Genomic DNA, 10,310 nt, shown 5'->3' with positions numbered 1-10,310 from the left:
CGGCTCGTGAAAGCTGTGATAACGCAATCACAGTCACATCGAGCTCACGTGCAAGTAACTTTAGAGAGCGTGAAATCTCGGAAATTTCCTGTTGCCTATTATCAGCCCGGCCTTTCAAGTGCATTAACTGAAGGTAATCAACAAAAATCACCTTTATACCATGTTCTGCTTTTATGCGCCGTGCTTTCGCCCTGAGAGAGCGTGGGTCAAGTGATGCTTCATCATCAACGATGATTTTTGACCTATACAACACATCAGCCGCTGAGGTGAGCCTTTCCCAGTCCTTATCGTTCAAAAAACCGGTTCTTATTTTGCTCAAATCCACTCTGGCCTGAGAGCAAAGCAACCGCTGTGCAAGTTGTTCCTTGGTCATTTCAAGACAGAAAAATGCAATGGGCGTATCACTTCTTATCGCCATGTTCCTCGCAATGTTAAGAGCAAAAGCGGTTTTACCCATAGAAGGTCTGGCAGCTACAATAATTAAATCCGATGTATGGAAGCCAGTGGTAATTTTGTCAAGCTGTCTGAATCCCGTTGGAATACCTGTAACAAAACCACCGGTGTCAATAGTCCCCGCCCTGTCTTTGAGATTTTCGAGGTTTTCAAAGACCTTATGCATAACACTTCCAAGATCCTCATAGGTTCTGGTAGTTTGACTCTCCGTGATTTTGAATATCAGCCTTTCAGCCTTGTCAAGTACCTGGTCCGTATCATCAGTTCCATAGGCATCTTCTACGATTTTGCTACCCGCTGCTATGAGCGATCTGAGAAGGGATTTTTCCTTAACTGTTCTGGCATAATACTCCGCATTTGCAGAGGTAGGCACAGTGTCTGCAAGGCGTGCTATCTCGACTTCGCTACCGATTTCATCGAGTGTTCCCAGCGAGCGCATTCTGTCGGTAATTGAGACTATATCAACAGGGTATCCCTCATCGAAAAGCTTTTCAATAGCTGAAAAAATAAGCTTGTGCTTTCTTAAGTAAAAGTCGTTGCTATCGAGTATTTCCATGATATCTGTCAGCACATCAGGATCGATCAACACACTTCCTATCACAGCCTCTTCAGCTTCTACACTGTGAGGCGGCACTTTAGCTTTCATAGGATCGCTTCCTTTCAACCCAATGTTTTATTTCTTTTAATATTTCTTCGTGTTTTTCCCTGGTAACAAATTGCCCTTTTGTCGGTCCACATCCACCCTGGATAGCGTATTTCTGTTTCAGATGAGTAAACAGTTCTCGAAGGTCAAAGCCCTTCGCCGCCAAGATAAATTTATTATCTTCGGAAATGCCCACAAACACATATGCTTTTCGCTCTATGAATTTTGGTATAGCATTTATTATTTCCGCGGTATCCTCGTAAACAATGACAGCTTCGTCCGATACTGGCAATTCTCTTGCAGTGTAGTCGGCGAGTCTTTCAACATATTTCTTTTGAATGGATTTTAGCGCTTTAACGCTTCGAAGCAGGGAATCTACCCTATCTGGAATTTCTTCAAAGCCACATGTGAGTTTTCTTATGAGGTTTCCAATAATCTCATGTTCCTCTTGAAAGAGTTTCAAAGCTCTATTTCCAGCTACAAAATAGAGCCGGGTGAGATTTCCTTTGATTTTTTCCACTTTTGTTATTTTAAGTAATCCAATCTCAAGGGTGTTTTTCACATGAAGCCCCCCGCAAGGATTTCTGTCAATTTTACCAATAGAAACTACCCGAATTTTTTCCTGAGAAAGAATTTTGTGACTGAGCTCCTTTCTCATTCTCAATTCAAGCTGCTTGAATTCTTCGGGACTGTACAGATTAACATTGATGGGATGTCCCACCTGGATTTCTTTATTCACAATATCCTCGATCAAATTTCTTTGAAATTCTGTAAAAAGCCCCAACGCTATATCTATGGTGGAAAAAGCCTCACTCATTTGAAACCCCACAGTATCAACATCGAGTTCCCTTTTGAGAACAGCGGTCAATAAGTGTTGTGCCGAATGCTGCTGGGCAATGTCAATACGCCTTTCATGATCAATATCAATATTAACGTATGTTCCTATGGAAATATCTTTTGCGGTTTTCAGTGTGATCCAAAGATCCTTCCCCATTTTTTTTACCCCGATTATCTTATTACCTTCAACCTCCCCGCGATCGCCGAGTTGCCCGCCTTCCCCATCAACATAGAGTTTTTCGGAATTTTCAAGCAGGATTTTTACATTGAGCAAACCATTTCCAGTATTCACAACATCCTGTATCTTTGCTCTCATTTTTACCTCCTTTAAGAGACCACTTGATATTTTATGCCATTCTGTGTAATAATTATACAGTAAGAGAATCTTTTCATTATAATAAACCTGTTGAGGTGATATCTTTGTCAGACAAGCCTATCCTCTCCGTGAAAGATATGTGCACATACTTTGACATGGCGGAAGGCACTGTGAAGGCAGTGCAAGACGTTTCTTTTGACTTATGGCAGGACGAAGTTTTGGGTATTGTCGGTGAAACTGGCTCTGGAAAGAGTGTTACGGTGAAAAGCGTCGCCGGACTCATCGATAAGCCTGGTTACATTGCAAAAGGCGAAATTTTGTTTTATACCGACGAATTTTCTTCCGAAGGCAAGCTCGAATACGTAGATCTCGCAAAATTGCCAAAAGAGCAGTATTCTCGAATTCGCGGGAAACATATTGGAATGATTTTCCAGGATCCAATGACATCACTCGATCCTATGTACACCATCGGCGATCAGATGGTAGAAACCATAGTTCACCATGAAGGTACTTCTGAAGAAGAAGCCAGGGAAAGGGCAGTTAAGCTGCTGGAGCAGGTTGGAATACCCAAGCCTGTTGAACGTTTAAACGACTATCCTTTTCAATTGTCAGGTGGCCAGAGACAGAGGGTGGTCATCGCCATTGCCTTATCCTGCAATCCTGAGATCTTGATAGCCGATGAGCCTTCCACAGCGCTCGATGTGACTGTTCAAGCTCAAATTTTGGAATTGATGAAAGATCTCCAAAAGCAATATAGAAGCGGTCTATTGTTCATCACACATGACCTCGCGGTTATTGCGGAGATCGCTACCAAAATACAGGTAATGTACGGAAGTTATCAAATGGAACTGGCTCCTTCTGAAACCATTTTTGACAATCCCATGCACCCCTATACAAATGCTCTCCTTGAATGCATTCCAAGGCTTGATGTAAAACAGGAAGTGCTTGCCCCTATACCCGGTCAACCACCGATTATGCTCAACCCGCCATCGTTGTGTCCTTTCCTACCAAGATGCCAGCGTGCAATTGATAGGTGTTACAAGGAAATGCCTGAATTGGAGCAGGTTGAGGACAATCATTTTATTAGATGTTTCAACCCTGTTGTTAACAAAGTTTCCGTTGCTAAGGAGGAACTCAAATGAAATTGCTCGAAGTTAGACACTTAAAGAAATATTTTCCAATAAGACAGGGCTTTCTCATTGAAAGGGTTGTGGGGTTTGTCAAGGCTGTTGATGACGTGTCTTTTGGTGTTGACAGAGGCAAGACAATAGGCATCGTTGGAGAATCGGGTTGTGGAAAGACAACAATCGGGAAAACGATACTCAGGCTACATGAAGCTACTGACGGAGAAATAGTCATTGATGAAGAAGATACCACCTTCTATTTTATGAGCAGAAAGCGGGCAATTGAATACCTGAAAAAGAACTACTTTTCGTTACCTGCTTTTTCCAACGGTGGAAAAGATCTTGAGCCCCATCAGTTGAAAATATATAAGGCTTTCAAAGAAGCTCAGGAGAATCCTTCAAGAACTCTGAAGATTCTTCATGAAAATCTCAATGCAAAGAGGAAAATGCTAAGACGGAAAACCCAAATAGTCTTTCAAGATCCTATGTCTTCGATAAACCCGAGAATGACAGTAGGGCAGATGCTAACTGAGCCTTTGCTTTTCCATAAGATAGCTGCTAATATGGATGAAGCAATAAAAATTGTCAAGGACCTCCTTGTTCAGGTTGGGCTGAAACCCTATCATATAGACAGATATCCCCACCAGTTCAGCGGCGGTCAGAGACAGAGAATAGCCATAGCGCGTGCCATCAGTGTCCACCCCGAACTGATAGTGCTTGACGAGCCAACTTCGGCTTTGGACGTTTCCGTACAGGCACAAATAGTGAAATTGCTAAAAGACCTTCAAGTTGAATTGAATGCTGGATATGTGTTTATTTCACACAATCTGGCTTTAGTCAGGTTTATTTCTGACGAAATGGTGGTTATGTACCTTGGCAGAATGGTGGAAAAGGGTGACAGCGAAGAAATATTCGATAATCCGCTCCATCCTTACACACGAGCTTTGCTCGCAGCAGCGCCAGTACCTGATCCCAAAAAGAAGAGAAATAGAAAGGACCTTGTTGGCGGGCAAGTTCCTAGCCCGATAAACAGGCCTAAGGGATGTTTCTTCCATCCACGATGCAAATACAAAATGCCAATTTGTGAGAAAGAATACCCGCCTATGTACAGAGTAGCTGATAATCATTATGTTTCCTGTCATCTATACAAGGAACATCAAATTTCCGATACTTTTGAAAAAGGAGGGGAAGATGCATGAAGAAAGTCTTACTGGTTCTTTTTGCTGTTCTTATCGCGGCGCTCGTTATCGCAGAGCCTGAGTATGCTGTCGAAGATTACAACGGCGTACCCGGGGGGACGCTGTTCCTCGGTACAACCTCAGGTCCCAAAACCTTGAACCCTTACTGGGCTCAGGAAACCTCGTCTACTGATATCATAGGGTGGTACAGCGATTCTCTGTTTAGAGCTGACAACAAGGGTATGCCCAACGTTCCTGCCCTCGCTACCAAATGGTGGTTCTCCGAAGATGGAAAGACCGTGTACTTCCAGATCAGAAAGGATGTAAAGTGGTCAGACGGTGAACCTTTCACTGTGGACGATGTTTACTTTACCTTCACCAAGGTTGCTTTGGTGGATGGTATGACAGCTAATGGTCCAGGCGGCGCTATGGACGCCAATGACCAGCTCCCAACAGTGGAAATCGTTGATGACTACACTATTTCCTTCACCTGGAGCGTTCCTAACGTTTGGGGTTTCAAATGGGTAGGTTACTCTGACATCCTTCCAAAACATGCTTTGGAAGAAGCCGTTGACAACGGCACCTTCTCTGAAACCTGGACAGTTGCCGATCTGGACAAAATCGTCGGTATGGGTCCATTCCTTCCTGTTGAATACACCGAAGGCGTTCGTGTAGTCCTTGAAAGGAATCCCAATTACTACAGGGTAGACAAAAACGGCAACAAATTGCCATATCTCGACAAAATCGTTTACCTTATAGTTCCTGACCTTAATACAGAGCTCCTGAAATTCGAAGCAGGCGAAATCGATATTTATGGCCCAACAGCAGAAAACTTCCCAAGAATCGCGGAACAAGCCGAGGAAAAAGGCTGGACTGTCGGTGTTGGTGGACCTGCTCTTGGTTCCAACTTCATCGCTTTCAACTGGGTAAATAAAGATCCTGTTAAGAGAGAATGGTTCAGGAATGATCACTTTAGAAGAGCTTTCGTTTATATGCTCGACAGGCAGTCTATTATTGATACCCTTTACAACGGGCTTGGTTCGCCTCTCTATGGGCCTGTTAGCCCATCTTCAGGTTTCTATAACCCTGAAATCGAAAAATTCGGCTACAAATATTCTATCGTCAGGGCAAGGCTCGAGCTGAAAAAAGCCGGATTTAGCTGGAATCCTGATGGCACCTGTGTTGACAAAGATGGTAATCCCGTTGAATTTGATCTTACAACCAACGTTGGTAACAACGTCCGTGAAGCTATCGGCAATAAAGTTGTCGACGCTGCGAAGAAACTCGGTATAAAGGTCAATTTCACACCCATGCAGTTTAACTCCCTGGTCCAGAAACTTCTTGGACCTGATTACGATGCTGTTATTATAGGCCTTACCGGTTCTGTCGATCCCGGTTCCGGATGGAATGTCTGGAGACTTGATGGCGGACTCCATTTCTGGAACTACTCACCCGAACTCAGACCTGACACGGTAACTGAAGATATATGGTACGCACCTGACTGGGAAAAGAGAGTTGACGAGATCTTCAGACTACAGACGTCCGCAGTCGATCCACAAGAAAGGTACAATCTCTTTGCTGAATTCCAGATGATTTGTGCAGAACATCAGCCATTGATTTACACAATGAACCAGAACTATCTCTACGCGCACAAGAAGATCGTACACCTTGCGAATCCTGAACCTAACCCAGCCGCTGGAACACTCTGGAAGGGTTGGGCAATCTGGAAAGAAGCAGAATAATAAATCGTTAAACCTCTTTAGCGGGAGGGAGTAACCCTCCCGCTTTAAATGTATATGTTCTGAGGAGGGAAGAAGGTGCTCAAGTACATACTTAGGCGTCTCATTTTAGCGGTACCTGTTTTACTTGGTGTCTCTGTGTTATCATTTTTCATTATTTCGCTGGCTCCAGGCGATTTTCTCGACTATTACAGATTGAATCCATCAATCAGCGCGGAGCAGGTTCACACTCTTGAAAGACAATTTGGCTTTGACAAGCCCCTTGTAGTGCAGTATTTCAAATGGCTTGGGCAAGTGTTGAAGGGAAACTTTGGATACTCATTCGTGTATCACATACCTGTTTTTGACCTGGTTTGGAGAAGGCTTGGTGCTACCCTTCTCTTAAGCATTAGCACTATGATTTTCACATGGGGAATAGCGATACCTCTGGGTATATATTCGGCGCTGCATCAATATTCATTCAGCGATCAGGCTTTTTCATTCTTCGCATTCATAGGTATTTCCATTCCCAATTTCTTTTTTGCTTTGCTCTGGTTATTTATGGCTGCAAAAACTGGCTGGTTTCCCATTGGCGGGATTATATCCCTGAATTACGATCAGTTATCTTTCTGGGGTAAAATCGGCGATTATCTCTGGCATGTCGTCGGTCCGGTTGTAACGCTGGGTACATCAGGACTTGCAGGCTTGATGAGGCAGATGCGTGGTCAACTACTTGACCAATTGAGACAGGATTATGTGCTCTTTGCAAGGGCTAAGGGAATGCCCGAGGGCAATGTAATCTACAAACACGCTCTGAGAAACGCCATCAACCCCATAGTTACCATGTTTGGATACTCCCTTTCAGGCCTTCTTGGCGGAGCTGTATTGACAGAAACGGTATTCGGCTGGCCAGGCATGGGGCGGCTTGTAATCGAGGCTCTTACATCTCAAGATCTTTTCCTCGTCATGGCAACCCTTCTGTTGAGTTCGCTTTTACTAATTATAGGTAATCTCATCGCAGACATGTTGCTTGCATGGGTCGATCCCCGTATCAGATTTAGACTTAGATAACAGGAGTGATGGCAGTGAAAGAACCTAAAAAAAATGCTCAAGTGCAGGAAACAAAAAAAGAAGATATCTTCGAGGTTCAATATCTGAACCGCTGGCAGCTTGTGTGGCGCGCGCTAAAAAAACACAAACTCGGTCTCTTTTCTCTCTGGGTACTGATTATCATGTACCTCATAGCGCTTTTTGCCGATTTCCTCGCACCTCATGACCCATATGAACAGGCCCAAAACCTTTCTTACGCACCGCCATCGAAAATCCACTGGATAGATGAAGAGGGGAAGTTCACATGGCCCTATGTGTACCCACTCGTTCTTGAAAGAGACCCTGCGAGCTTCAGGACAAGCTTTTCAGAAGGATTTTCTATTAATTCAATTACTGCAAATGACAGGATAACAGGCCAGACGAAGACCTTTACCATTGGTGAAAACAATGTAAAAGAGATTTATATGGTTATAAAGGTAACAAAATATGCAGAAGATGCAGAGGGAAATAAGGCTTATCTTGGCTACCCGGAGTTTGATATCGAGCAAACTATCAAACTTGACGACAGATCTCTATTGGAAACCGGAGAAGCCATTAATATAAACACGAGCAGAAATTCACTCACGGCACTATCGCCAACGAGATATAGAAGTCTTCAAGAAATTGGTCCTCCGGTGAAAATTGTCACTGAGAAAGAACTATACAGAATTTTCGCTGTTGTGAAAGATGAGGTCAAAGAATTCGTCGAAGAAGCCATGTCTCTCTATAACGAGACACTGGATGAAGTTGATGGCGATATCGAGCTGGCCAGGGAATTTCTCGCTGAATTTGAGATCGATCCTGAACTGCTGGAAGTCATTTCTTCACCTGAAGTAGTTTCATACACATCGAGAAAATTCCCGCTTAAATTTTTCGTTCGATCCTGGAATTACAAACTGCTGTGGTTAATCCCGATGGACCTGCATCTTATAGGTGTTGATTCTCCAGCAAGGATATATTTCTTTGGTGGCGATAAATTCGGGAGAGACGTTCTTTCCAGAATTCTATTCGGTTCGAGGATTTCCATGTCCATCGGGTTGTTAGGCATTCTCATAACATTTACACTGGGGCTTTTCATCGGAGGAGTCGCAGGCTATTATGGTGGCTGGGCAGATGAAACTTTAATGAGAATAACAGAAATACTCATGTCTATACCAGGTTTCTACCTTCTCATTTCGCTTCGTGCCATATTGCCAACGAATATGCCTCCACATTGGACGTATGTATTGATCGTAGTCATTTTGAGTTTCATTGGCTGGCCGGGCATGTCCAGGGTTATAAGAGGTATGGTATTGTCCCTCAAAGATAGAGAATTTGTGCAAGCCGCGATAGCCATGGGGTATCCTGCACGCCGTATTATCTGGCGGCATATTATTCCAAATACAGCTACTTATATTATCGTCTCTGCAACCTTATCGATTCCCGGGTACATCCTTGGCGAAGCCGGGTTAAGCTTTCTCGGCCTTGGTATCACCGAGCCTTCAGCAAGCTGGGGGTTGATGCTAAGCCAGGCACAAAACATAAGATCGATGACCGAAGCTCCCTGGCTCTTGATACCGGGTATATTCATTTTCATAGTAGTTATGGCATTCAACCTTCTTGGTGATGCCGTAAGAGACGCTCTTGACCCACGTTCGCTTGGATTTTAGAATAAAATCGATTTCTTACTTCTTCCCTCAGAAAGAAAAGCGGGCCTTAATTTCAGGGCTCGCTTTTTATTTGATTCTTTTTTTCGTGAGAGGGAGAATAATCGCAGGTAGCAGAATCAACGCAAATAGGACAGCTATACCAGCGAAGTTCCCTATTTGGCTGATTGTCTCAGGAGAATTCAGCAACTCCTGTACAGGAGAAAGCCACCAGTTAAAGCCATTCCTTAATACCTCTGCACAGTATAAAAAGAGCTGTATAACTGAAAGGACAAGAGCAATAATGGGAAATATCCTATTTCTTTTCAGCGCAGAAAATTGCATCAAGATTCCTGTAAAAAATATAAGCACAGCTATTGCAATCGTCATACTAAAAAACGACGATGTACTTGATTCAAGAAAGAGAGCTGTCAAGGCAGAGCTGCTGCCAAAAAGACCAAAGAACACTCCAAACAGGATCAATACATCGCCAAGTATCACATAACCCACGCACACATCACCTCGCTGGTTTCATCCATTCTTCGTAGAAGAAAATTGAACGCTGTAATTTGCAGCATCCATAACATTAAAATAAAAACCCCCGGCATTTTGCCGGGGGTTTAATCACGTATTTATTAGAAAGAAACGCTGTAAGAGAATACAAGTGACCAAGCAGGTAGGTCAAAGAAATCCAGCGCAAATGCAACGTTGACAAGATCATATATTGCTGTTGTAACATTAAGTGTGGCTGCAATATCATTTCCAACAACTTTGTAACCACCAAAGAGTGCAATTGTAGGATCCGCGATAACACCAAGACCGAGGGTTGGTGTAACGGTAACGTCTACTGTAGCACTAACATTTGTCGGATCTGCAACCATATCGCCATCAAGCACAAGGTTGCCATAAGCGTCATACCAATTAGCATAATCACCAGAACCAAACTCAGCGGCAAGACTAACTGGACCAACCTCAAGAGCCATAGGAGCAACGTGGAACTGAACAACAGCAGGATATGTCCACATTGCTGTGAGCACACCAAGGTTATGGCTAAGGACAGCCTTTACATAAGCAGCGATAGCACCATCATATTCAACATTTCCACTTAATGTCAGAATGCTGATAGGAGCAACTTCGAAGTTGCTTCCAACATACCAACCAGCGTTATCAATGTAGAAATATGGATTAAGAGTTACTGGACCCAATGTTGCGCTGTAAGCAAGATCAAGTACATACTGGCCAGGTGTCATGAATCCTGCCAAGAAGGCGAGGTCCATTATTTCTCCGGAAACCTCAAGTCCAGCATCACCGAAACTATATCCGGCAA

Annotated in this window: 8 protein-coding genes and 1 pseudogene; 5 read left to right on the top strand and 4 right to left on the bottom strand. The window is 43.6% G+C overall.

Features of this window, described 5'->3' with window-relative positions:
* A partial coding sequence (gene dnaB / locus AC3LHT_RS05180) for a replicative DNA helicase (RefSeq protein WP_488662173.1) occupies positions 1–1,099 on the bottom strand: 1,099 nt, incomplete at its 3' end.
* On the bottom strand, positions 1,089–2,249 hold the full coding sequence (locus AC3LHT_RS05175) for an alanyl-tRNA editing protein (protein WP_488662172.1): 1,161 nt from the start codon (positions 2,247–2,249) through the stop codon (positions 1,089–1,091). The genes AC3LHT_RS05175 and dnaB, both read right to left, overlap by 11 nt.
* A gap of 104 nt (positions 2,250–2,353) precedes the next feature.
* Here AC3LHT_RS05175 and AC3LHT_RS05170 point away from each other — a divergent pair, with 104 nt between their 5' ends.
* The 5 genes from AC3LHT_RS05170 (at position 2,354) to AC3LHT_RS05150 (ending at position 9,007) form a co-directional block, all read left to right on the top strand.
* The gene (locus AC3LHT_RS05170) at positions 2,354–3,391 is read left to right on the top strand and encodes an ABC transporter ATP-binding protein (RefSeq protein WP_367115430.1); all 1,038 of its coding nucleotides are present in this window, start codon (positions 2,354–2,356) and stop codon (positions 3,389–3,391) included.
* A complete protein-coding gene (locus AC3LHT_RS05165; RefSeq protein ID WP_488662171.1) occupies positions 3,388–4,572 on the top strand; it encodes an ABC transporter ATP-binding protein in 1,185 nt (394 codons plus the stop codon). Before AC3LHT_RS05170 ends, AC3LHT_RS05165 begins: the two co-directional genes overlap by 4 nt.
* A complete protein-coding gene (locus AC3LHT_RS05160) occupies positions 4,569–6,293 on the top strand; it encodes an ABC transporter substrate-binding protein (protein ID WP_488662170.1) in 1,725 nt (574 codons plus the stop codon). The genes AC3LHT_RS05165 and AC3LHT_RS05160 overlap by 4 nt, the downstream gene beginning before the upstream one ends.
* Positions 6,294–6,368: 75 nt before the next feature.
* On the top strand, positions 6,369–7,340 hold the full coding sequence (locus tag AC3LHT_RS05155) for an ABC transporter permease (RefSeq protein ID WP_290644554.1): 972 nt from the start codon (positions 6,369–6,371) through the stop codon (positions 7,338–7,340).
* 8 nt (positions 7,341–7,348) lie between these two features.
* The gene (locus AC3LHT_RS05150) at positions 7,349–9,007 is read left to right on the top strand and encodes an ABC transporter permease (RefSeq protein WP_488662169.1); all 1,659 of its coding nucleotides are present in this window, start codon (positions 7,349–7,351) and stop codon (positions 9,005–9,007) included.
* A 66-nt stretch (positions 9,008–9,073) separates the two neighbouring features.
* On the opposite strand, the gene AC3LHT_RS05145 is transcribed toward AC3LHT_RS05150, so the two are convergent.
* Positions 9,074–9,493, bottom strand: a complete 420-nt coding sequence (locus tag AC3LHT_RS05145; protein ID WP_488662168.1) for a hypothetical protein — start codon at positions 9,491–9,493, stop codon at positions 9,074–9,076.
* A 125-nt stretch (positions 9,494–9,618) separates the two neighbouring features.
* A pseudogene (locus AC3LHT_RS05140) lies at positions 9,619–10,310 on the bottom strand (hypothetical protein); the annotation flags it as partial.

The organism is Kosmotoga sp. (assembly GCF_982836095.1).
The sequence above is the reverse complement of the archived record's forward strand: the minus strand, read 5'-3'. Positions and strand labels throughout refer to the sequence as shown.